The following is a 23,105-nucleotide window of genomic DNA, read 5'->3' as shown; positions in this document are numbered from 1 at the left end:
ACGTTTGGATACAGACAAAAAGAAGGGCAGCCCAGGCTGCCCTTCTCCGCGTCAAGCGCTTGGCGTCATGCTCAGGCCGCGCCGCCCGCGGCGGGGTTGCGCAAGCGGATGTGCAGCTCGCGCAGCTGCTTCTCGTCGACGTTGGACGGCGCCCCGGTCAGCAGGCACTGGGCGCGCTGGGTCTTGGGGAAGGCGATCACGTCGCGGATGGACTCGGCCTTGGTCATCAGCGTCACCAGGCGGTCCAGGCCGAAGGCCAGGCCACCATGCGGCGGCGCGCCGTACTGCAGCGCGTCGAGCAGGAAGCCGAACTTGATGCGCTGCTCTTCGGGCGTGATGTTGAGCGCCTCGAAGACCTTGGCCTGGACCTCGGCGCGGTGGATACGCACCGAGCCGCCGCCCAGCTCCCAGCCGTTGAGCACCATGTCGTAGGCCTTGGCGACGCAGGCGCCCGGGTCGGTGACCATCAGGTCCTCGTGGCCGTCCTTCGGCGCGGTGAAGGGATGGTGAACCGCGGCCCAGCGCTTGTTCTCCTCGTCTTCCTCGAACATCGGGAAGTCGACCACCCACAGCGGCGCCCAGCGGTCCTCGAACAGGCCGCGGGCCTTGCCGAACTCGCTGTGGCCGATCTTCAGCCGCAGCGCGCCGATCGCGTCGTTGACGACCTTGGCCTTGTCGGCGCCGAAGAAGATCAGGTCGCCGTCCTGCGCGCCGGTGCGCGACAGGATCTCCTGCACGGCCTTGTCGTGCAGGTTCTTCACGATGGGCGACTGCAGGCCTTCGCGGCCCTTGGCCAGCTCATTGACCTTGATCCAGGCCAGGCCCTTGGCGCCGTAGATCTTGACGAACTCGGTGTAGCTGTCGATCTCGCCGCGCGAGAGCTCGGCGCCACCGGGCACGCGCAGCGCGACCACGCGGCCACCCTTGGTCGTGGCGGGGGTGGAGAAGACCTTGAAGTCGACGTCGGCCATCACCTCGGTCAGTTCGGTGAACTGCAGCTTGACGCGCAGATCGGGCTTGTCCGAACCGTAGAGGAACATCGCGTCGGCGTACTTCATCACCGGGTAGTCGCCCAGCTCGACGTTCAGCGCCTTGCGGAAGACGTGGCGGATCATGCCCTCGAACATCGAGCGGATTTCTTCCTCGGTCAGGAAGGAGGTCTCGATATCGATCTGGGTGAACTCGGGCTGGCGGTCGGCGCGCAGGTCCTCGTCGCGGAAGCACTTGGTGATCTGGTAGTAGCGGTCGTAGCCCGCCACCATCAGCAGCTGCTTGAACAGCTGGGGCGACTGCGGCAGCGCGAAGAACATGCCGTCGTGCACGCGGCTGGGCACCAGGTAGTCGCGCGCGCCTTCGGGCGTGCTCTTGGTCAGCATCGGGGTCTCGATGTCGACGAAGCCCTGCTCGTCCAGGTATTTGCGCACTTCCATCGCCACGCGGTAGCGCAGCATCAGGTTGTTCTGCATGTAGGGACGGCGCAGGTCCAGCACGCGGTGGGTCAGGCGCGTGGTCTCGGAGATGTTCTCGTCGTCGAGCTGGAACGGCGGCGTGACGCTGGGGTTGAGCACCTCCAGCTCATGGGCCAGCACCTCGATCTTGCCGCTCACCAGGCCGGCGTTCTCAGTCCCGGCGGGGCGCGCGCGCACCTTGCCCACGACCTTCAGGCAGAACTCGTTGCGCACGTCCTCGGCCACCTTGAACATCTCGGGGCGGTCGGGGTCGCAGACGATCTGCACCAGGCCTTCGCGGTCGCGCAGGTCGATGAAGATCACGCCGCCGTGGTCACGACGACGATGGGCCCAGCCCATCAGGGTCACGGTCTGGTCGAGCAGCTTTTCGCTGACTTGGCCGGCATAGCAGGTACGCATGGATTCTTTCTCCGCAGGGTAGTCGGGTCGGGAGCGCGCGCCACGGCGCGGCCCCTGGGTCTTGGCTGGCGCTGGGAGGCACTGGCAACGGCCAGGCCCTCAGGGCTGAGCGCTTGCCGAGGCGCTCAACCCGGTCAATTTCGATTCGCGACGGGCTGGGCTTCGACGGGCGCGACGACGCCCATCGAGATGATGTACTTCAGCGCCTCGTCCACGCTCATCGCCAGCGGCCGGATCTTGGCGCGCGGCATCATCAGGAAGAAGCCCGACGTGGGGTTGGGCGTGGTCGGCACGTAGAGGCTGAGGTATTCCTCCTCGGCGCCCGACTGCAGTTGCTGCGCCACTTCGCCGCCGGGCTTGCCGGTGACGAAGGCGATGGTCCAGGACTCGGCATGCGGATAGGGCACCAGCACCGCCTCGCGGAAGGCATTGCCGCTGGACGAGAACAGGGTGTCGGACACCTGCTTGACCGAGCTGTAGATGCTCTTGACGATGGGGATCTTGAAGAGCAGCCGGTCCCACTGGCGCAGCCACCACTGGCCGAAGATGTTCGCGACGAACATGCCGGTCAGCAGCATGCCCAGCACCAGCAGGATCACGCCCAGGCCCGGCACCGAGCGCAGCCAGTCCAGCGACGCATGCGCCGATACCGGCAACAGCGCCTGCGCCGCGGCGAGCAGCGAGGTGAAGACCGCGTTGATCAGGCCCAGCACCCACAGCAGCACCCAGATGGTGATGGCCAGGGGCAGCCAGACCAGCAGGCCGGTGATGATGTACTTTCTCATGCTGCGGGTCGCGTGCCTCGGTCGGGATGCGTCAGTGGCAGGCGCAGGAGCCGCCGCAGGGCGTGGCGGCCGACGCGCTGCTGCTCTCGGAACCGCCGCTGGCCGCGGCCGGCGCGGCTTCGCTGCCACCGGTGGATGCAGCGGCGGCGGCGCCCGTCGCGCTGCTGCCGCCCGAGCCGCCACGGAAGTCGGTCACATACCAGCCCGAGCCCTTGAGCTGGAAGCCCGCGGCGGTGATCTGCTTCTGAAAGGCCTCGGCGCCGCAGGCCGGGCAGGTGCTCAGCGGGGCGTCGGAAAGCTTTTGCAGCACGTCCTTGGCGTGACCGCAGGAGGCGCAGCGGTAAGCGTAGATCGGCATGGTTGTCTAAGCTGTTGATGAAAAACAGGAAATTATAGAGGCCCCGGTCGCCCGCGGGCGCCCGAAGCCTTTGTTCGACGTCCGGCGACGTGGGCGCCGGATCAGGCGTTGGCCTCGTCCGGCAGGCCCGCCACATGAGCCTTGTGCTCGTGGCGGTTCTTCAGCCACTGCGGCGCCAGGCTGCCGAACAGCATGCCCGCCAGCGCGGCCAGCAGGCCGGCCAGCTGCCCCGGCATGAATTCACCCAGCACGCTGACCTGGGGCATGAAGGCGATCCAGGTGCCGATGCCGGCGACCAGCGAGAAGATGGCGCCCTGCGTGGTGGCGCGCTTCCAGTACAGGCCGCAGACCAGCGGGATGAAGGCCGCCACCAGCGTGACCTGGTAGGCCGACGAGACCAGCTCGTAGATGGAGGTGCCCTGCATCGCAATCGCATAGGCCAGCACCAGCGCGGCGAAGATCACCAGGGTCCAGCGCATCGCCATCAGCTGCTCGCGGTCCTTCATGTGCGGACGCAGGTTCTTCAGGATGTTCTCGACGAAGCTGGTCGACGGCGCCAGCAGCGTCGCCGACGAGGTGCTCTTGATCGCCGACAGCAGCGCGCCAAAGAACAGGATCTGCATCAGCAGCGGCATCTTCGACAGCACGAAGGTGGGCAGCAGCTTCTGGTAGTCGTCGCGCGCGATGTCCAACGCCTGCTGGCCCATCACGACCACCGCGGCCGAAACGATGAACATCGGCACGGCGGCGAACAGGATGTAGCTCAGGCCGCCGATCACCGCGCCGTTGCGGGCGGTCTTCTCGTCCTTGGCCGACATGACGCGCTGGAACACGTCCTGCTGCGGAATGCTGCCCAGCATCATCGTGATCGCGGCGCCGACGAACATCACCACGTCGGTCAGGTTGGGGTCGGGCAGGACGCGGAACAGGTTCTGGCTCTGCGCCATCGCCACCACCTTGTCGGCGCCGCCGGCCAGATCGGCCGAGAAGACGGCGATGGCCGACAGGCCCAGCACCAGCACGATCATCTGGATGAAGTCGGTCCAGGCCACGGCCAGGAAGCCGCCGATCACGACATAGATCAGCACGGCCAGCGTGCCGACGATCATGCCGGCCGTTTCGGACATCGCCCCCTGGGTCAGCACCGAGAACACCAGGCCCAGCGCGGTGATCTGTGCCGCGACCCAGCCCAGGTAACTCAGGATGATGGCGGAGGAGCAGAACACCTCCACGCCCTTGCCATAGCGCTGGCGGTAGAAGTCGCCGATGGTCAGCAGGTTCTGGCGGTACAGCTTGGTCGCGAAGAACAGGCCGACCAGGATCAGACAGGTGCCGGCGCCGAAGGGGTCCTCGACGATGGCGTTGAGGCCGCCCTGCACGAACTTGGCCGGGATGCCCATCACCGTCTCGGCGCCGAACCAGGTCGCGAAGGTGGTGGTGATCACCATCACCAGCGGCAGGCTGCGGCCGGCGATCGCGAAGTCGCTGGTGTTCTTGATCCGGGTGCCGGCCCAGACGCCCAGGGCCAGGGTGCCCAGGAGATAAAGCACGACGAAGACGATCAGCGTGATGTTCATGTCACAGACCGGGCAGGGACGAACCGGGAGGGGGGTGGACAAACGGCCGCCCCAGGGGCGGCCGCGAGAAATGGCGCATTATCGTTGAGCGCGCGTCAACGGCACCTCGGGAGATCTCTCAAGGCGACGCGGGGCCGGGACCGGCCCGGGCCGCACCGCGCCCGCTCAGTGCCAGTTCCAGAACTGGGCCGCGAGCAGCCCCAGCGTGAAGCCCAGCACGCCCCAGATCAGGCCCTGCAGCAGCGCGTTGGTGCGCCGCTGCTCCTGCAGCAGCGCCCGCATGGTGCGTTCGGCGTCGCCGCCGGCCCGCTGACGCAGTGCGTCGTGCAGCAGCCGCGGCAGCTCGGGCAGCAGCTTGGCATAGCGCGGCGCCTCGTCGCGCACCTGACGCGCCAGCGCGCGCCAGCCCACCTGTTCGTCCATCCAGCGCTCCAGGAAGGGCTTGGCCGTGGCCCAGAGGTCCAGCTCCGGGTCCAGCTGGCGGCCCAGGCCCTCGACGTTGAGCAGGGTCTTCTGCAGCAGCACCAGCTGGGGCTGGATCTCTACATTGAAGCGGCGCGAGATCTGGAACAGCCGCATCAGCACCTGGCCCAGCGAGATGTCCTTCAGCGGGCGGTCGAAATGCGGCTCGCAGACCGTGCGCACCGCGCCCTCCAGTTCGTCGACCCGGGTCTGCGGCGGCACCCAGCCGGACTCGATGTGCAGCTCGGCGACGCGCTTGTAGTCGCGGCGGAAGAAGGCGATGAAGTTCTGCGCCAGATAGTCTTTGTCCACCTCGGTCAACGTGCCGATGATGCCGAAGTCCAGCGCGATGTAGCGGCCGAAGGTGGCCGGATGCAGACTGACCTGGATGTTGCCCGGGTGCATGTCGGCGTGGAAAAAGCCGTCGCGAAAGACCTGGGTGAAGAAGATGGTGACGCCGTCGCGCGCCAGCTTCTTGATGTCCACCCCCGCCTCGCGCAGCCGCTGCACCTGCGAGATCGGCACGCCGCGCATGCGCTGCATCACGATGACCTGGCTGGTGCACAGATCCCAGACCATCTCGGGCACCAGCACGAGGTCCAGCCCGTCCATGTTGCGCCGCAGCTGGGCGGCGTTGGCGGCCTCGCGCACCAGGTCCAGCTCGTCGTGCAGATAGGTGTTGAACTCGGCCACCACCTCGCGCGGCTTGAGGCGCCGGCCGTCGGCCGAGAAGCGCTCCACCCAGCCCGCCAGCGTGCGCAGCAGGGCCAGGTCGTCCTCGATGATGTCCAGCATGCCGGGCCGCAGCACCTTGACGGCGACCTCGCGGCCGTCGTGCAGGCGACCGAAGTGCACCTGGGCGATGGAGGCGCTGGCCACCGGCTCGGCGTCGAACTGCTCGAACACCTCTTCGATGCGCCGGCCAAAGGCCTGCTCGATCAGCGCCCGCGACTGCGCCGCGGGAAAGGGCGGCACGGCGTCCTGGAGCTTGGACAGCTCCTCGATCATGTCCGGCGGCACCAGGTCGCGGCGCGTGGACAGCAACTGGCCGAATTTGACGAAGATGGGGCCCAGGCGCTCCAGCGCCAGGCGCATGCGCACGCCGCGCGGCTGCTCCCAGGCGCGCCCGAGCGTGATCAGGCTGCGCAGGAAACGGAAGCGCCGGCGCTTGAGGGTGGACAGGGCCAGATCGTCCAGACCGTAGCGATAGACGGTCCAGAGGATGACCAGCAGGCGGGAAAAATAACGCATCACGCCGCCGGCGTTCCACCCGGCATCAGGCGCGCGGCACCGGCGCTCAGACGGGCCAGCGCCTTGGCGGCCGCGCGGGCGACGCGCCCGAGCTGGTGGGCCGCCGCCGGGCCCATCAGCTGGGCCAGGTCGTCCTCGATGTCCCAGCGAAGGTTTTGCGTCAGCCAGTTGATTTCACCGGCCAGCTGGGCATCGCCTTGGACCTGGACCTTGGGGTTCTCGCCGGCCAGGCTGGCCAGCGCCATCGCGGCCGGGTTGCGCGCGTCGACCTCGATGCGCAGGTCGGCCGGCGTGCCGTCGGCACCGTCCACGCGCTCCCACAGACCGGCGCGGCTGATCACCAGCACCAGGTCCGGCGCCGCCGGCAGCAGGCCCGGCCAGCCGGCCAGGTGGACATTGACGCGCTTGCCGGCATGCGGCACGAGGCGGGCCATGGCCAGCGGCTCGCGCGACAGCACATGGTTGAGCAGCAGGGTCAGCCGGTCCTGCAGGGCCGGCGCGAAGAAGGAGGACCAGTCTTGGAGCATGGGCGGATTGTAGGCAGCCGGGCCGGCCTCCCCCCTGGCGCGGGGGGCCGGGGGGCCGCAGCGTGAACAGTGCAACAGCGCGCCGGGTCGGCGGCCCTGGGGATTGGGTGAGAATCGTGCGATACGAACCAGGTCCGCACGATGTTCGAGGATCGCAGTCACAAAAGAACGTTTTACAGCGCGCCGCAGTCCATCCAGTCCTTCGTCGCGGCCATCCTCGAGCCCAGCCTCATCGTGCTGACCTATCTGGCCGTGCTCGCCTGGTTCGACGAGCCGGTGCTGCGCGCAACCTACATTCTGTGCCTGCTGGTGTTCGCGCTGACCTTTCCGGGGCGTGACCGCTTCGCCGAGCATCCGGTGAGCGCCTTCCTGGACATTCTGTGGGCCTGGCTGACGCTGCTGCTCATCCTGGGCCTGTTCGGCTATGCCACCAGCAGCCTGCATTACTTCGAGGGGCCGGCCCTGGTCTGGTGGCTGGCCCTGACCCCGCTGCTGCAGTTCGCCGCCGTGATGGCCGGGCGCCAGCTGCTGCGCTGGCGTGCCGCGCAGCCCCGCCACCGGCGCAGCGCGGTAATCGTGGGCGCCGGGGCGCTGGGCGCGAAGACGGCCCAGGCGCTGGAGCGGCTGCCCCGCCACAGCGTGGCCTGCCTGGGCTTCTTCGACGATCGCGGCCCGGACCGGCTGCATCCGGACGCCGCCCGCCATCTGCTGGGCTCGCTGGACCGGCTCAGCGCCTATGTGCGCGAGCAGGGGGTGCGCGAGGTCTATATCACGCTGCCGCTGGGCTCGCAACCGCGCATCGTGCAGCTGCTGGAGTCGCTGCAGGGCACGACCGCCTCGCTGTTCTACGTGCCCGACGTGTTCGGCATCAGCATCATCCAGGGCCGGCTGCAGGACCTGAACGGGGTGCCGGTGGTGGGCATTTGCGACACCCCCTTCACGGGCACCAACGAGCTGATCAAGCGCGCCAGCGACGTGCTGCTGTCGGCGCTGATCCTGCTGCTGGTGTCGCCGCTGATGCTGCTGATCGCGCTGGGCGTGAAGCTCAGCTCGCCGGGGCCGGTGATCTTCCGCCAGCGCCGCAACGGGCTGGACGGCGAGGAGATCACCGTCTACAAGTTCCGCACCATGCGCGTGCTGGACGACGGCGAGGTGGTGCGCCAGGCGACCAAGGACGACCCGCGGGTCACGCCGCTGGGCGCCTTGCTGCGCCGCAGCTCGCTGGACGAACTGCCGCAATTCATCAACGTGCTGCAGGGCCGCATGAGCATCGTCGGCCCGCGGCCGCACGCGGTAGCCCACAACGAAGAGTACCGCACGCTGATCAAGGCCTACATGGTGCGCCACAAGGTCAAGCCCGGAATCACGGGGTGGGCCCAGGTCAATGGACTGCGTGGCGAGACCGATACTATCGAGAAGATGAAGCTGCGCGTGGAGTACGACCTGGAGTACCTGCGCAACTGGTCCCTGGGCCTGGACCTGCAGATCATCGTGCGCACGATCCGGTTGGTGCTGTTCGACCGGCATGCCTATTGATGGACGTCTGTTGATGGACAGGGCCCCGCTGTCCCGCCGCTGCTGAACCACCCATGCCCTTGCGCCCCCCCGTTTCGTCCCGCTTCCGGGCCGCCCCCCTGACCGCGGCCGCGGCGGCGGCCGTCCTGCTGACCGCCCTGCCCGCCCGGGCCCAGGAGGCGGCGGAGGCCGGCCCCTATTACCTCGGCGCCTCGCTGGGCGCCTATCACAGCAGCAACGTCTACCAGCAGGCCAGCGGCGGCAGCAGCGACACCATCCTCAGCAGCAGCCTGCTGGCCGGGCTGGACAAGCGCTTCGGACGCCAGCGCCTGTTCGTGGACGCTTCGGTGCAGCACAACCGCTACCAGCAGAATTCGCGCCTCAACCATCTGGGCTACAACCTGCGCGGCGGGCTGGAATGGGCCACGGTGGGCAATCTGTCCGGCGAGGTCAGCGCCGACCTGCGCCGCAGCCTTGCCGACTACAACGTCGGCGGCATCCAGCCCATCTTCGTCAAGAACACCGAGGACAACCGCCAGCTGCAGGCGATCGCCCGGCTGGGCCTGGTGACCAAGCTGACGCTGGAGGGCACGCTGACCCACCGCGATCGGCGCTTTAGCGCGGTCGAGTACGACAGCCTCGAGTACCGCCAGAACGCCGGCTCGCTGGGCCTGTTCTACAAACCCAGCGAGCCGCTGCGCCTGGGTGTGGCGCTGCGCCACACGCGTGGCGAGTATCCGCATTACCGCCGGCTCAGCTCGGGCGCCACGCAAGCCGACGAGTTCAGCCGCAATGACCTGGACCTGAGTGCCGAGTGGAACCCCAGCAGCGCGCACTCGCTGGACGCCCGTGTCAGCGTGAGCCGGTCCACGCACGACGCCGCCTCGGCGCGCAACCTGCGCGGGCTGACCGGCGCGCTGGCCTGGGCCTGGCGCCCCGGCGGCCGGCTGTCGCTGCAGACGCGCATCGCGCGCGACTCCGGCATCGAGAGTTACTACCTGGGCGTCGGCAATCTCAGCGCCGACTACACCACCATCACCACCAGCTTCCAGACCCGCGCCGTCTACGAACTGAGCCACAAGCTGCAGCTGGAGGCGGGATTCAGCTACGGCCGCGCCGACCGCGACAACAGCCTGCTCGCCACCCAGGCCAACGACCATACGCGCAGCTACAGTGTGGGGCTGCGCTGGCAGCCGCGTCGCGCACTGGAGCTGGGCTGCAACCTGACTCAACAGACCCGGGACTCCACGGTGCCGGGCTATGCCTATGACGCACGCACCTATGGCTGCTACATCCAGGGCATTCTTCGCTAGACCATGACGACTCCCACCATTCTGCTGACCGGCGCCACCGGTTACATCGCCTCCCACACCTGGCTCGCGCTGCTGGCCGCCGGCTTCCGGGTCGTGGGCGTGGACAACTTCGCCAACAGCTCGCCGCGCGTGCTGGAGCGGCTGGCGGAGCTGTGCGGCGAGACCCCCGTCTTCGAGCAGGCCGATTGCTGCGACACGGCCGCGATGAAGGCCTTGTTCGCGCGCCACCAGCCGGCCGCGGTGGTGCATTTCGCCGCCTACAAGGCGGTGGGCGAATCGGCCGCGCAGCCGCTGCGCTACTACCGCAACAACCTGGACGCGCTGCTGAGCGTCTGCGAGGCCATGCAGGCGCAGGGCTGCTCGCGCATCGTGTTCTCGTCCAGCGCCACCGTCTACGGCCAGCCCAAGGCCCTGCCGCTGCGCGAGGACGCCGAGCTGGCGGCGATGAGCCCCTATGGCGCGACCAAGCTCTTCGGCGAGCAGATCCTGCGCGACCAAGGCCGCGCCGACCCGAATTGGCAGACCGCCTGCCTGCGCTATTTCAACCCGGTCGGCGCCCATCCGAGCGGCCGCATCGGCGAGGACCCGCGCGGCACGCCCAACAACCTGATGCCCTATGTGGCCCAGGTCGCGGTGGGCCGGCGCGAACGCCTGCAGGTCTTCGGCAGCGACTACGACACGCCCGACGGCACCGGCGTGCGCGACTACATCCACGTGCTCGACCTCGCCGACGGCCATGTGGCGGCGCTGCGCTATCTGCTGCAGGGCCGCGACTCGATCTGGGTCAACCTGGGCACCGGCCGGGGCTACAGCGTGCTGGAACTGGTCCGCGCCTACGAGCAGGCCAGCGGCCGCCGCATCCCGTACGATATTGCGCCGCGTCGCGCCGGTGATGTCGCCGCGTGCTGGGCCGATCCGCAACTGGCGCGCGAGCGCCTGGGCTGGACCGCGAAGCTGGACCTGCAGCGCATGTGCGAGGACAGCTGGCGCTGGCAGGCAATGAACCCCAACGGCTACGAAGGCTGAAACCCAATTTTTCCTATGACCTCAACCATCCCGGCTCAGGCCGTCATCATGGCCGGCGGCAGCGGCACTCGGCTGTGGCCCTTGTCGCGCGCCGGCTATCCCAAGCAGTTCCTGGTGCTTTCGGGCAATCAAAGCCTCTTCCAGCAGGCGGCACAGCGCATGGCCGAGCTCGCCGAGCCCGGCATCGACTTCGCGCCTCCGCTGATCGTCGGCAATGAGGAGCACCGGTTCATGGTGCTGGATCAACTGCGCGAGCTCAAGCAAACCCCCGCCTCGGTGCTGCTGGAGCCCTTGGGCCGCAATACGGCACCGGCGCTGACGCTGGCCGCGCTGCAGGCCCTGGCCGGTGGACAGGACCCGGTGCTGGTGGTCACCCCGGCCGATCAGACGGTCACCGACGCCGCGGCTTACACCTCGGCCTTGCGGCGGGCCATCCGCCAAGCGGCGGCGGGCGACATCGTGATCCTGGGCATACGCCCTGACCGGCCGGAGACCGGATTCGGCTACATCCACAGCCACCCTGGTAATGAGGGCATCCGCAGCGTGCTCGCCTTCGTCGAGAAGCCCGACCTGGCCACGGCCGAGCGTTACCTGGCGGAAGGGGGCTACTGCTGGAACAGCGGCATGTTCGTGCTGCGCGCCAGCCGCTGGATGGAGGCCCTGCGCCGTTTCCGGCCGGACATCGCCGCCGCCACGGAGGCCGCCTTCAAGGCCGGAACCCAGGACGATGCCTTTGTCCGCCCCGACGCGGCACTTTTCGGCCAAGTCCCCTCCGAATCCATCGACTACGCCGTCATGGAGCACTGCCCCGGCAGCGACATCCCGCTGCGCATGGTCGAGCTGGACGCCGGCTGGAGCGACCTGGGCGCCTGGGACGCGGTCTGGCAGGTGGCCGACAAGGACGCGGACGGCAATGCCCAGCGCGGCGACGCGCTGATCACCGACAGCCGCAACACCCTGGTCCATGCCACCAGCCGGCTGGTGTCCGCGGTGGGCCTGGACAACGTCGTGGTCGTCGAGACGCCCGATGCGGTGCTGGTGGCCGACCGCAGCAAGAGCCAGGACGTCAAGAAGATCGTCCAGCAGCTGGGTCAGCAGCAGCGCGGCGAGCACACCCTGCACCGCAAGGTCCATCGCCCCTGGGGCTGGTACGACAGCATCGACATGGGCCCGCGCTTCCAGGTCAAGCGCATCCTCGTGAAGCCCGGCGCCTCGCTGAGCCTGCAGATGCACCACCACCGCGCCGAGCACTGGATCGTCGTGTCCGGCACCGCCGAGGTGCAGCGCGGCGACGAGGTGCTGCTGCTGAGCGAGAACCAGAGCACCTACATCCCGCTGGGCGCGGTGCACCGGCTGTCCAACCCGGGCAAGGTGCCGCTGGAGATCATCGAGGTGCAGTCGGGTTCCTATCTGGGGGAGGACGACATCGTCCGCTTCCAGGACACTTATGGCCGGGCCAAATCCGGCAACACTTGAAGACGGGAGATCTATCGTGTCAGTGATCGCGGTTGTGGGTCTGGGTTATGTGGGGCTGCCGCTGGTGGTCGAGTTCGGCAAGCTGGGCCGCACCATCGGCTTCGACATCGCCGAGGACAAGGTCGCCAAGTGCCGCGCCGGCACCGACCCCTCGCGCGAGCTGAGCGACGCCGAGGTGCAGGCCGCCAAACACGCCGAGTACTCCAGCGATCCCCGGTGCCTGGCCGAGGCCGACGTGATCATCGTCGCCGTGCCGACGCCGGTGGACGAGGCCCACATCCCTGACTTCAAGCCGCTCATCGGTTCCTCCACCAGCGTGGGCCGGCACATGAAGAAGGGCGCGATCGTGGTCTATGAAAGCACGGTCTACCCCGGCGCCACCGAAGAGGTCTGCATCCCGGTGCTGGAGCGCGAGTCGGGCATGAAGTGGAAGCAGGACTTCTTCGTCGGCTACAGCCCGGAGCGCATCAACCCCGGCGACAAGGAACACACGCTGACCAAGATCCTGAAGATCGTCTCGGGCGACACGCCGCAGACGCTCAACAAGGTGGCCGAGGTCTACGAGCGCATCATCCAGCCCGGCGTGCACCGCGCCTCCAGCATCAAGACCGCCGAGGCGGCCAAGGTGATCGAGAACACCCAGCGCGACCTCAACATCGCGCTGATGAACGAGCTGGCCATCATCTTCGACAAGATCGGCCTGGACACCTCCGAGGTGCTGGAGGCCGCCGGCACCAAGTGGAACTTCCTGAAGTTCAAGCCGGGCCTGGTGGGCGGCCACTGCATCGGCGTGGACCCCTACTACCTCACCCACAAGGCCGACATGCTGGGCTACCACCCGCAGGTCATCCTGGCCGGCCGGCGCATCAACGACGGCATGGGCAAGTTCGTCGCCGAACAGACGATCAAGCAGATGATCGCCAGCGGCAGCTACATCAAGGGCGCCAAGGTCAACGTGCTGGGGCTGACCTTCAAGGAAGACTGCGCGGACCTGCGCAACTCCAAGGTGATCGACATCATCCATGAGCTGCAGAGCTATGGCGTGGACGTCTTCGTGACCGACCCCTCGGCCGATCCGGACGAGGCCATGCATGAGTACGGCGTGCGCCTGATGTCCTACGACGACCTGCCGCGCGCCGATGCCATCGTCGCCGCCGTGGCCCACAAGGAGTACAAGGCCCTGGGGGTCGAGGACCTGTGCCGCAAGCTGGTCAAGGGCGGCGCCTTCATCGACGTCAAGGCGGCGTTTGATGCCGAGGCCATCGTGTCGGCGGGACTGAGACTCTGGCGCCTGTAAAGTACGGGCCGCAACTTGTTTGCCAGGCGCAGCAACACCCAGGTTGCTGCGCCTGTTCACTTTAGAACGAGGATTCCCCATGACCATCCTGGTGACCGGCGGTGCCGGCTTCATTGGCAGCAACTTCGTGTTGGACTGGCTGCGCGGCAGCGATGAGACCGTCGTCAATCTCGATGCGCTCACCTATGCCGGCAATCTGGAGAACCTGAAAAGCCTGGACGGCGATGCGCGCCATGTCTTCGTGAAGGGCGACATCTGCGACCGCGCGCAGGTCGACGCGCTGCTGGCCACGCACCGTCCGCGCGCCATCGTGCATTTCGCCGCCGAAAGCCATGTGGACCGCTCCATCCACGGGCCTGGCGCCTTCATGCGCACCAATGTCGAAGGGACTTTCACCCTGCTGGAAGCGGCGCGCGCCTACTGGTCGCAGCTGCAGGGCGACGCGAAGTCCTCGTTCCGCTTCCACCATGTGTCCACTGACGAGGTCTATGGCTCGCTGAAGCCCCAAGACCCGCCCTTCGCCGAGACCCACCCCTACGAGCCCAACAGCCCTTACTCGGCCTCCAAGGCGTCGAGCGACCACCTGGTGCGCGCCTGGCACCACACCTACGGGCTGCCCGTGCTGACGACCAACTGCAGCAACAACTACGGCCCCTACCATTTCCCCGAGAAGCTGATCCCGCTGATGATCGTCAACGCGCTGGCCGGCAAGCCGCTGCCCGTCTACGGCGACGGCCAGCAGATCCGCGACTGGCTCTACGTCACCGACCACTGCTCCGGCATACGCGCGGTGCTGGCCGGCGGCCGCGTCGGCGAGACCTACAACATCGGCGGCTGGAACGAGAAGGCCAACATCGACATCGTGCGCATCGTCTGCGCGCTGCTGGACGAGCTGCGCCCCGACCCGGCCGGCCCCTACAGCCGGCTGATCAGCCATGTGACCGACCGCCCCGGCCACGACCGTCGCTACGCGATCGACGCGCGCAAGATCGCCGACGAGCTGGGCTGGCGCCCGGCCGAGACCTTCGAGACGGGCATACGCAAGACGGTGCAGTGGTACCTGGACCATCCCGAGTGGGTGGCGCGCGTGCAGTCCGGCGCCTATCGTGAATGGGTCGACCAGCAGTACGGTGGCTGACGCGATGAAGATTCTTCTGCTGGGCCGCCATGGCCAACTCGGCTGGGAGCTGCAGCGCTCGCTCGCGCCGCTGGGCGAACTGTTTACCCCCGGCCGCGACGACGGCGGCGACCTCGCCGATGGCGAGGCGCTGCGCGCCACCGTGAAGCAGCTGCGCCCGCAGCTCATCGTCAATGCCGCGGCCTATACCGCGGTGGACAAGGCCGAGTCCGAGCCCGAGCTGGCGCGGCGCATCAATGCCCAGGCACCGGGCCTGCTGGCCGAGGAGGCGGGCCGGCTCGGCGCGCTGCTGCTGCACTACAGCAGCGACTACGTCTTCGACGGCAGCGGCGAGCAGGCGCGCGACGAGCAGGCACCCACGGGGCCGCTGAGCGTCTACGGACAGAGCAAGCTGGACGGCGAGCGCGCCATCCAGGCCACCGGCTGCCGCCACCTGATCCTGCGCACCAGCTGGGTCTACGCCGCGCGCGGCGGCAATTTCGCCAAGACCATGCTGAAGCTGGCCGCCGAGCGCGAGCAGCTCAAGGTCGTCGCCGACCAGATCGGCGCGCCCACCGGCGCCGATCTGCTCGCCGATCTCAGCGCCCACATGGCCCATGCGGCGCTGCGCGACGACTCGCTGTGCGGCCTCTACCACGCGGTGGCCGCTGGAGAGACCAGCTGGCACCACTACGCCCAGCATGTGCTGGCGCGCGCCGAAGCCGCGGGCCGGGTGCTGAAGGTGCGGGCCGACCAGGTCGAGCCGCTGGCGAGCAGCCAGTACCCGACCCCGGCGCGCCGGCCGCTCAACTCGCGCCTGGAGACACGCAAACTGCAACAGAACTTCGGCCTTTGCCTGCCCGATTGGCGCATCGGCGTGGACCGCATGCTGGCCGAAATCCTGTGATGCCTAGGGGCACTAGAGAGGACCGACATATGACCGACAAGACGCGCAAGGGCATCATCCTCGCTGGCGGGTCCGGCACCCGGCTGCACCCGGCCACGCTGGCCATCAGCAAGCAGCTGCTGCCCATCTATGACAAGCCCATGGTGTACTACCCGCTCAGCACGCTGATGCTGGCGGGCATGCGGGACATCCTGCTGATCAGTACGCCCCAGGACCTGCCGCGATTCGAAGCCCTGCTGGGCGACGGCTCGCGCTGGGGCATCAACCTCAGCTACTGTGTTCAGCCCAGCCCGGATGGCCTGGCGCAAGCCTTCATCCTCGGCCGATCGTTCATCAACGGCGCGACCAGCGCCCTGGTGCTGGGGGACAACATCTTCTACGGCCACGACTTCCAGGGTCTGCTAAAGAACGCCACGGTGCGAGAGGACGGCGCCTCCGTCTTCGCCTACCACGTGACCGATCCCGAGCGCTATGGCGTGGTGGAGTTCGACCCGCGGTTCCGCGCACTGAGCATCGAAGAAAAGCCCAGCCGCCCTAAGAGCAACTACGCGGTGACCGGGCTGTACTTCTACGACGAGCAGGTCTGCGACATTGCGGCCGACATCAAGCCCTCGGCGCGCGGCGAGCTGGAAATCACCGACGTCAATGCTCGCTATCTGGCGCAGAACCAGCTGCAGGTTGAGATCATGGGCCGCGGCTATGCCTGGCTGGATACCGGCACCCATGACAGCCTGCTGGAGGCCAGCCAGTTCATCGCCACGCTGGAGAAGCGCCAGGGCCTGAAGGTGGCCTGCCCGGAAGAGATCGCCTTCCGCAGCGGCTGGATCAGCGCCGAGCAGCTGGAAACGCTGGCCCAGCCCATGAAGAAGAACGGCTACGGCCAGTACCTGTTGAACCTGTTGGACAAGAATTACCGATGAATATCCGCCCTACCTCGCTGCCCGAAGTCCTGATCATCGAACCCAAGGTCTTCGGCGACGCGCGCGGCTTCTTCATGGAGAGCTGGAATCAGCAGCGCTTCGACGAGGCCGTCGGCCATGAGGTCCGCTTCGTTCAGGACAACCACTCGCGCTCCAGCCGTGGCGTGCTGCGCGGCCTGCATTTCCAGCTGCCGCCGCATGCGCAAGGCAAGCTGGTGCGGGTCACGCAGGGCCGGGTCTTCGACGTCGCGGTCGACATGCGCCGCTCCAGCCCCAACTTCGGCAAATGGGAGGGCGTGGAGCTCAGTGGGGAGAACCACCGCCAACTCTGGATCCCGCCCGGTTTTGCCCACGGCTTCCTGGTGCTCAGCGACAGTGCCGACTTTCTGTACAAGACCACCGATTACTACGCGCCGCAGGCCGAAGGCTGCGTGCGCTGGGACGATCCGGCCATCGGCATCGAATGGCCCTTGCAGGACGGGCTGGTGCCCCAGCTGGCCGGCAAGGACGCCGCAGCGCCGCGGCTCGCTGACGCGGCGAGCTTTGCCTGAGGGCCGGCCGGCGGCCGGCGGGGCGCTCAGACCTTGTAGTACTCCCTGTACCACGCCACAAAGCGCCCGATCCCCTGCGCCACCGGCATGGCCGGCTTGAAGCCGGTCCAGGCCTGCAGCTCGCTGACGTCGGCATGGGTGGCCGGCACGTCGCCGTCCTGCAGCGGCATGAAGTTCTTCACCGCCTCGCGGCCCACGGCCTGCTCGATCGCCTCGATGAAGGCCATCAGCGTCACCGGGTCGTGGTTGCCGATGTTGAAGACGCGGTAGGGCGCGCTGGAGCGCGCCGGATCGGCGCGCAGCGGGTCGTAGTCCGGATCCGCCGTGGCGTTGCGGTCCAGCACCTTGACGACGCCGTTGGCGATGTCGTCCACATAGGTGAAGTCGCGCACCATCTGGCCATGGTTGAACACCTGGATGGGCTCACCGGCCAGGATGGCCTTGGTGAACAGGAACAGCGCCATGTCCGGCCGCCCCCAGGGGCCGTAGACCGTGAAGAAGCGCAGCCCCGTGGTCGGGATGCCGAACAGATGGCTATAGGTGTGCGCCATCAGCTCGTTGGCCTTTTTGGTCGCCGCGTACAGGCTCACCGGATGGTCCACGCTGTGGTGCTCGCTGAAAGGCATCAGCTCGTTGCCGCCGTACACGCTGGAGCTGGACGCATAGACCAGATGCTGCACGCCATGGTGGCGGCAGCCCTCCAGCACGTTCAGAAAGCCTTGCACATTGGCGTCGATGTAGGCATGCGGGTTCTGCAGCGAATAGCGCACCCCCGCCTGCGCGGCCAGATGCACCACCTTGTCGAAGCGCTGCTGGGCGAACAGCGCCGCCATGCCCTCGCGGTCCTCCACCGACAGCTTCACGAAGGAAAAGCCCGGCTGCCCCTGCAGGCGCGCCAGCCGCGACAGCTTCAGGGCCGGGTCGTAGTAGTCGTTCAGGTTGTCCAGGCCCACGACCTGGTCGCCACGCGCCAGCAGCAGCTGGCTCACATGCATGCCGATGAATCCGGCGGCGCCGGTGACAAGTACCTTCACGGGATCTCCTGAGCGAGGGGCCCCCATTCTCCCGCAGCGAGGCTGACGAACAGCCGCGCGCCCACCCCCGAACAGGTGGGAGCCGCCCCCAACTGGCCACGGCGCCGCCGCGGGCCCGCCTAGAATCGGCGCGGTCGCCAGGAGACCCCACCCGCATGAGCCAAGCCCTGCTGCACCTGATCGCCGGAGCCCGGCCGAATTTCATGAAGATCGCGCCCATCGTGCGCGCGCTGCGGGCCGATGGCCGCCTGGCCTGGAAGATCATCCACACCGGTCAGCACTACGACCGCGACATGAACGAGGTCTTCTTCGAAGAGCTGGGCATCCCCGCGCCGGACGTGCGCCTGGGCTGCGGCGGCGGCAGCCACGCCGAGCAGACCGGCCGCATCATGCAGGCCTATGAACAGCTGTGCGCCAGCGAACCGCCGGCCGCCTGCCTGGTGGTCGGCGACGTCAACTCCACGCTGGCCTGCTCCATCGTCGCGAAGAAGGCCGGCATCCCGGTCGCCCACGTCGAGGCCGGGCTGCGCAGCGGCGACATGCGCATGCCCGAGGAAATCAACCGCCTGGTCACCGACGCGATCACCGACTGGTTCTTCGTCACCGAGCCCAGCGCGCTGGCGCACCTGCGCCACGAGGGCAAGCCCATGGAGCAGGTGTTCGACGTCGGCCATGTGATGGTGGACAACGTGCTCTACCAGGCCGCCAAGCTGGCCACGATGGACACCACCGGGCTCCCGACCGACGCGCTGAAGAAGGCCGCGCTGGCCCAGGCCGGCCGCTACGGCGTCGTCACGCTGCACCGCCCGTCCAACGTCGACAGCGCCGAGGCGCTGGAGCGCATCGCTCAGGTGCTGCGCCGCGTGGGCCGGGAGCTGCCGCTGATCTTCCCCGTTCACCCGCGCACGCGCGCCAACATCGAGAAGTTCGGCATCGACCTCGGTCCCGGCGTGAGCCTGCTCGGGCCGCAGGCCTACATGTCCTTCCTCCACCTGTGGAAGGACGCCGCCGTGGTGCTCACCGACAGCGGCGGGCTGCAGGAGGAGACCACCGCGCTGGGCGTGCCCTGCATCACCATGCGCGAAAACACCGAGCGCCCCGTCACCGTGGACGAGGGCTCCAACGTGCTGGCCGGTACCGATCCCGAGCGCATCATCGCGCTGGCGCTGGACACCCTGGCCACCGGTGGCAAGAAGGGCCGGCGCCCGGCGCTGTGGGATGGCCGCGCCGCCGAGCGCATCGTCGCCGTGCTCGCGGAGCGCCTGGGGTGAGCGGCGACGCGCCCGCGCGCATCACGCTGATGGGTTGCCAGATCGACAACCTGTCGATGGAAGAGACCCTGCAGACCATCGAAGGCTTCATCGCCAGCGGCCGCCCGCACCAGCATGTGGTGGTCAATGTCGACAAGCTGGTCAAGGCGCAGCAGGACCCCGAGCTGCGCCGCATCATCAACGACTGCGCGCTGATCAATGCCGACGGCATGCCGGTGGTCTGGGCCTCGCGCCTGCTGGGCCGGCCGCTGAAGGAGCGCGTCGCTGGCGTCGACCTGTTCGACGCGCTGATGGTGCGCGCGGCGCACAAGGGCTGGCGCGTCTACCTGCTGGGCGCGCGCGAGGAGGTGGTCTCGCGCGTGCAGCAGCTCTACCAGCAACGCTTCCCGCACCTGGTCTTCGCCGGCTGGCGCAACGGCTACTGGACGCCCGAGCAGGAGCCCGAAGTCGTGCGCCACATCACCGAGGCGCGCGCCGACCTGCTCTTCGTCGCGATCAGCTCGCCGAAGAAAGAGCAGTTCCTGGGCGCCCACCAGGCGCAGATGCGCATCCCTTTTGCGATGGGCGTGGGCGGCAGCTTTGACGTCGCGGCCGGCCAGGTGAGCCGGGCGCCACGCTGGATGCAGCGCTGCGGGCTGGAATGGTTCTACCGCTTTCTGCAGGAGCCGCGGCGCATGTTCCGCCGCTACTTCATCGAGGACATGGCCTTCTTCGGCCTGCTGTGGCGCGAATGGCGCGGCGGCCGGCGCGGCTGAGGCGCGGATCTGGCCGCTCTTGGCCGCTGATATCCGCGCCTGCCCCGGCGCCGGCCTGCGCAGAATGGCGGCAGGCCTCAGCTCGCCCTTTTGCCCATGCCCGCGTCCATGTCCCCCGCCCTGCGTTTCGCCAGCCTCTGCCTCGTGCTGTCCGCCTGCGGCGGCGGCGCGCCCGCCAATGCCGAGGACCCGCCGTCCGCGGTCGCCTCCGCCCTCGCGTCCGACGACGAGGCCGCGCCGCTGCGGCTCGCGGCCGCCTCCGGCGGCGCGGCACGCACCACGGCTTCCGCCGCGACCGACACCTGCCAACCCACGGCGCAGGCCGATTTCGTCGACACCCTCTCTTGGACCTATCGCCGCGTGGAGCCCGCCGACTGCCAGACCCTGGGCGTCGCCACGCCGGTGTTCGTCTGGCCGCAGCCGGTCGACCGCAACACCGCGCTGCCCTGGAGCTTCAGCCTGCGCCGACCCGGCGGCGCGGTGCTCTTGACGCGCAGCAGCGCGCGACCGCGCCTGCTGCTCACCGACATCGCGCTGGCCCCGGGCAGCTACGAATGGCAGGTCGCCTACCGCGACCGCGCCGGCCGCGCGCAGACCAGCGCCTGGCGCCGCTTCAGCGTGGCCAGCGGCGCGATCCGCCTGCCCGCCGCCTCGGCGGTGGCGGCGCAGGCGGCGGCCAAAGCGGCGCCGCGACTGCTGCCCGCGGGCGCGACGCTGTCCAGCCTGCTGCGCCAGATGAGCAGCGGCGAATACAACATCGCCTGGGCCGAGTACGGCGCCCAGGCCGACCGCGACGCGCGCCGCGCCAGCGCGCTGCGCAGCGCCCAGGCGGCCGGCCGACCGCTGGCCCCCGCGGTCAGCGAGGACGCGCAGGCCATGGAGGTGCTCGCCACGCAGGCGCTGTTCGTCGGCAGCCCGGCCTACCGCGAGCTCGCACTGGAGCGGCTGATGGCGCTGGTCGCGCTGCCGCCCAATGGTGAGACCGGCGAGGCCCGCGACGACCAGACCAACCGCCAGGTGCTGCTGGCCCTGGCCAAGGGCTACAGCCTGCTGGGCGGCAGCCTGGACGCCACGCAGCGGCGCCAGCTGGTGGCTGCGGCCGGCGAGCGGCTGAATGCCATCCTCGCCAGCTTCGCCACGCTGGACGGCATGCCCTACGACTCGCACAAGCTGGCCGCCGTACCCGTGCTCACCGAGGCCCTGCTGCACCTGGCCGGCACGCCCGACTTCCCGCAGGCCCAGGCCCAGCTGGCGCAGACCTGGGAGCTGGCGATCGGCACCTTCGGCAGCTGGGGCGGCCGCGACGGCGGCTTCGGCAACAGCAACGCCTACGCCTGGTACAACCTGCAGTGGATACGCATGCTGGCCACCGCGCGGCTGGTCGCCGGCGTCGACCTCTCCGCCTGGGAACCGGTGCGCCGCGCCGGCGCCTACCTGATGGCCTTCACGCCCGCCGACACGCGGCTGCGCAGCCCCTTCGGCGACGACGCCGAGAACAGCACGCTGTACGACGCCTACAGCTTCGACGACCTGCGTCTGTATGCCGCGCTGGTGCGCGACCCAGCGCACGAGTGGTACTGGCGCGCCAAGGCGAGCAATGTCCGGCTCTCGTCGGTGATGAGCCCGCTGCACTTTTATCTGCTGGGCCTGGTGCCGCTGCGCGCCGGCCCGCGCGCGCCGACGGCCACGCTGGCCGCCTTCCCCGACGCCGGCCTGGTGGCGATGCATTCGTCCGCCACCGATCCGGCGCGCTCCAGCCTCTACTTCCGCTCCAGCCGGCTGGGCGCGCTGAACCACTCGCATGCCGACCAGAACAGCCTGCTGCTGGTCTCTGGCGGGCGTGACCTGCTGATCAGCGCCGGCCACTACCCCTATTTCGCGTCGCCCCACCATCTGGCCGTGACGCGCGCCACGCGCTTCAAGAACGCGCTGAGCTTCGACGGCGGCATCGGCCAGTCCGAACCCCTGCCCGCGCCGACCCAGCCTGGCGCGCCGGTGTTCAGCGCCGACAGCCGCGGTGCGCTGACCGGCTGGGGCAGCAGTGGCGACTGGCAGTACGCGATGGGCGATGCCACGCTGGCTTACCGCGGCCGGGAGAGCGACGGCGAACGCTGGCGCCCGCTGCTCACCCGGGCGCTGCGCGGGGTGGCCTACAACGCCAAGGAACGCGTCGCCGTGGTGCTGGACTGGGCGGCCAGCCCGGTGCCGCGGCGCTGGGAGCTGAACTACCACGCGCTGGAGCCCTTCGTCGTCAACGCCGGGGTCCTCAAGGCGAGCAATGGCGGAGCCAGCGCCTGCCTGGAAGTGCTGGGCCCTGCCACCACCGTCGCCACCAGCAGCGGCTTTCCCATCGCGCCGGAGAACGGCGCGGCGGACCACCACCATGCGCGCTTCAGCACCGCCTCCGCCACCCAGCTCGCCGCGGTGACGGTGATCCGCGAAGGCTGCCGCCCAGTACCGGTGCAGGCCAGCCTGGACCCGGCGACCGGGCGCGCCGTGCTCAGCGCCAATGGCGGCGCCGCCCTGACCCTGGTGCTGACGCCCGATCCCTTGGGCGCAGCCGCGACGGCGGCCCGATCGGGCACCGCGCGCTGACATCACCACGGCCCAGCGTCCCATGCACAATGCGCCCCGGGCGCGGCGGTCCGCGCGCCCAGGCACAGAGTCATGCACAGGGAGTGAAGAACATGCGAATCGTCCGAGTCCCGCGCGCCGCCGCTGCTGCCGCGCTGCTGCTCCTGCCCCTGGCCGCGCTGGCCCAGGACAAGGCCTGTCTGATGGAGGGCAGCATGGAGCTCGCCGGCCAGCGCACCGAGATCAAGGACTGCCTGCAAAACCGCGGCATCCCCGACGCGCAATTCCGCCAGACCTGCAAAGGTCTGTCCGATATGAGCACGGCGCTGGGCTCCAAGCCCAAGCTCAGCTACCTGCCCGCCTGCCCCGCGCAGCCGCAGGGCGTCTGCACCGGCTTCTTCGGCCAGCCGCTGGACAGCTACTACTACAAGCGCGACCCCAAGACCCTGGCCGAAACCCAGGCCAGTTGCAAAGCCCAGGGCGGCACCTGGCGCTGAGCCGCCGGTAGAAAAACACCGCGC

At 68.8% G+C, this 23,105-nt stretch carries 20 protein-coding genes; 13 read left to right on the top strand and 7 right to left on the bottom strand.

Annotated features, from left to right (window positions below; translation table 11 throughout):
* Positions 1 to 71 precede the first annotated feature (71 nt).
* The 6 genes from aspS to LZ017_RS10065 form a co-directional block, all read right to left on the bottom strand.
* Positions 72 to 1,868, bottom strand: coding sequence for an aspartate--tRNA ligase (aspS, locus tag LZ017_RS10090; RefSeq protein ID WP_241396696.1), 1,797 nt, complete (start codon positions 1,866 to 1,868; stop codon positions 72 to 74).
* Between the two features lie 134 nt (positions 1,869 to 2,002).
* The gene (locus LZ017_RS10085; protein WP_241396695.1) at positions 2,003 to 2,653 is read right to left on the bottom strand and encodes a DUF502 domain-containing protein; all 651 of its coding nucleotides are present in this window, start codon (positions 2,651 to 2,653) and stop codon (positions 2,003 to 2,005) included.
* A gap of 31 nt (positions 2,654 to 2,684) precedes the next feature.
* Positions 2,685 to 3,011, bottom strand: a complete 327-nt coding sequence (locus tag LZ017_RS10080) for an FmdB family zinc ribbon protein (protein WP_241396694.1) — start codon at positions 3,009 to 3,011, stop codon at positions 2,685 to 2,687.
* Positions 3,012 to 3,112: 101 nt separating this feature from the next.
* A complete protein-coding gene (locus tag LZ017_RS10075) occupies positions 3,113 to 4,588 on the bottom strand; it encodes a sodium:solute symporter family protein (RefSeq protein ID WP_241396693.1) in 1,476 nt (491 codons plus the stop codon).
* 165 nt (positions 4,589 to 4,753) lie between these two features.
* Complete coding sequence (gene ubiB, locus LZ017_RS10070; protein WP_241396692.1) at positions 4,754 to 6,301, bottom strand: ubiquinone biosynthesis regulatory protein kinase UbiB; 1,548 nt, start codon at positions 6,299 to 6,301, stop codon at positions 4,754 to 4,756.
* A complete protein-coding gene (locus LZ017_RS10065) occupies positions 6,301 to 6,828 on the bottom strand; it encodes a hypothetical protein (protein WP_241396691.1) in 528 nt (175 codons plus the stop codon). The genes ubiB and LZ017_RS10065 overlap by 1 nt, the downstream gene beginning before the upstream one ends.
* A 141-nt stretch (positions 6,829 to 6,969) precedes the next feature.
* Between LZ017_RS10065 and LZ017_RS10060 the strand changes: the two genes are divergently transcribed.
* The 9 genes from LZ017_RS10060 (at position 6,970) to rfbC (ending at position 16,950) form a co-directional block, all read left to right on the top strand.
* Positions 6,970 to 8,364 (top strand): undecaprenyl-phosphate glucose phosphotransferase, encoded by a 1,395-nt coding sequence (locus LZ017_RS10060; RefSeq protein WP_241396690.1) that lies wholly within the window; start codon positions 6,970 to 6,972, stop codon positions 8,362 to 8,364.
* A gap of 53 nt (positions 8,365 to 8,417) precedes the next feature.
* Positions 8,418 to 9,656 carry an outer membrane beta-barrel protein gene (locus LZ017_RS10055; protein ID WP_241396689.1) on the top strand — a complete coding sequence of 413 codons (1,239 nt, stop codon included), beginning with the start codon at positions 8,418 to 8,420 and terminating at the stop codon, positions 9,654 to 9,656.
* Between the two features lie 3 nt (positions 9,657 to 9,659).
* Positions 9,660 to 10,682, top strand: a complete 1,023-nt coding sequence (galE, locus tag LZ017_RS10050) for a UDP-glucose 4-epimerase GalE (RefSeq protein ID WP_241396688.1) — start codon at positions 9,660 to 9,662, stop codon at positions 10,680 to 10,682.
* Positions 10,683 to 10,697: 15 nt separating this feature from the next.
* Entirely contained in the window at positions 10,698 to 12,158 is a 1,461-nt protein-coding gene (locus tag LZ017_RS10045) for a mannose-1-phosphate guanylyltransferase/mannose-6-phosphate isomerase (protein ID WP_241396687.1), read from the top strand.
* A 16-nt stretch (positions 12,159 to 12,174) separates the two neighbouring features.
* A complete protein-coding gene (locus LZ017_RS10040; RefSeq protein ID WP_241396686.1) occupies positions 12,175 to 13,455 on the top strand; it encodes a nucleotide sugar dehydrogenase in 1,281 nt (426 codons plus the stop codon).
* Between the two features lie 79 nt (positions 13,456 to 13,534).
* Positions 13,535 to 14,593 (top strand): dTDP-glucose 4,6-dehydratase, encoded by a 1,059-nt coding sequence (gene rfbB / locus LZ017_RS10035; RefSeq protein ID WP_241396685.1) that lies wholly within the window; start codon positions 13,535 to 13,537, stop codon positions 14,591 to 14,593.
* Between the two features lie 4 nt (positions 14,594 to 14,597).
* Complete coding sequence (gene rfbD, locus LZ017_RS10030; RefSeq protein ID WP_241396684.1) at positions 14,598 to 15,479, top strand: dTDP-4-dehydrorhamnose reductase; 882 nt, start codon at positions 14,598 to 14,600, stop codon at positions 15,477 to 15,479.
* 29 nt (positions 15,480 to 15,508) lie between these two features.
* Entirely contained in the window at positions 15,509 to 16,399 is an 891-nt protein-coding gene (gene rfbA, locus LZ017_RS10025) for a glucose-1-phosphate thymidylyltransferase RfbA (RefSeq protein ID WP_241396683.1), read from the top strand.
* Positions 16,396 to 16,950: a dTDP-4-dehydrorhamnose 3,5-epimerase gene (rfbC, locus tag LZ017_RS10020; RefSeq protein ID WP_241396682.1), complete on the top strand. Its 555-nt coding sequence runs from the start codon at positions 16,396 to 16,398 to the stop codon at positions 16,948 to 16,950. Before rfbA ends, rfbC begins: the two co-directional genes overlap by 4 nt.
* 26 nt (positions 16,951 to 16,976) lie before the next feature.
* Here the strand turns inward: rfbC and LZ017_RS10015 are convergent, their stop codons facing one another.
* Positions 16,977 to 17,984: an NAD-dependent epimerase gene (locus LZ017_RS10015; RefSeq protein WP_308194068.1), complete on the bottom strand. Its 1,008-nt coding sequence runs from the start codon at positions 17,982 to 17,984 to the stop codon at positions 16,977 to 16,979.
* Between the two features lie 155 nt (positions 17,985 to 18,139).
* Here LZ017_RS10015 and wecB point away from each other — a divergent pair, with 155 nt between their 5' ends.
* From wecB to LZ017_RS09995, 4 genes are all read left to right on the top strand, one after another.
* On the top strand, positions 18,140 to 19,255 hold the full coding sequence (gene wecB, locus LZ017_RS10010; protein WP_241396680.1) for a non-hydrolyzing UDP-N-acetylglucosamine 2-epimerase: 1,116 nt from the start codon (positions 18,140 to 18,142) through the stop codon (positions 19,253 to 19,255).
* Positions 19,252 to 20,010 carry a WecB/TagA/CpsF family glycosyltransferase gene (locus LZ017_RS10005; protein WP_241396679.1) on the top strand — a complete coding sequence of 253 codons (759 nt, stop codon included), beginning with the start codon at positions 19,252 to 19,254 and terminating at the stop codon, positions 20,008 to 20,010. The genes wecB and LZ017_RS10005 overlap by 4 nt, the downstream gene beginning before the upstream one ends.
* A 108-nt stretch (positions 20,011 to 20,118) precedes the next feature.
* A complete protein-coding gene (locus LZ017_RS10000) occupies positions 20,119 to 22,605 on the top strand; it encodes a heparinase II/III family protein (protein WP_241396678.1) in 2,487 nt (828 codons plus the stop codon).
* 92 nt (positions 22,606 to 22,697) lie between these two features.
* On the top strand, positions 22,698 to 23,081 hold the full coding sequence (locus LZ017_RS09995; protein WP_241396677.1) for a hypothetical protein: 384 nt from the start codon (positions 22,698 to 22,700) through the stop codon (positions 23,079 to 23,081).
* Positions 23,082 to 23,105 lie beyond the last annotated feature (24 nt).

The organism is Pelomonas sp. CA6 (genome assembly GCF_022549225.1).
In the GTDB taxonomy this organism is placed as follows: Bacteria; Pseudomonadota; Gammaproteobacteria; order Burkholderiales; family Burkholderiaceae_C; genus Roseateles.
The sequence above is the reverse complement of the archived record's forward strand: the minus strand, read 5'-3'. Positions and strand labels throughout refer to the sequence as shown.